Genomic DNA, 255 nt, shown 5'->3' with positions numbered 1-255 from the left:
GATGTGGTGCGCCGTTTCCTCGCTGGCGAGACGAAGGTCGAGCTCGCCAAGGAATTCGTCTTGTCGTCGCCGAAGCTGATCGAGAGGTGGGCGCGGAAGTACCGCGACGAGGGCGAGGACGGGTTACTCCCCAAACGCAGAGGCCGCCCGCCGAGACCTGTCGAATCCGAACCCTGTGAAGGCACTGAGTTGGAGCAGTTGAGGGCGGAGAACGAGCGGTTGCGGGCAGAGGTCGCGTACCTGGGAAAACTGCGA

Annotated in this window: 1 protein-coding gene; it reads left to right on the top strand. The window is 63.5% G+C overall.

Annotated features, from left to right (window positions below; all coding sequences use genetic code 11):
* Positions 1 to 255, top strand: a 255-nt coding sequence (locus MTX36_RS29595) for a helix-turn-helix domain-containing protein (protein WP_243623220.1), incomplete at both ends; no start/stop codon positions are given.

Origin of the sequence: Rhodococcus sp. ARC_M6, assembly GCF_022810305.1 — a bacterium.
Classification (GTDB): domain Bacteria; phylum Actinomycetota; class Actinomycetes; order Mycobacteriales; family Mycobacteriaceae; genus Rhodococcus_F.
Note: the sequence above shows the minus strand (reverse complement) of the source record. Positions and strands in the feature narration are given on the sequence as shown.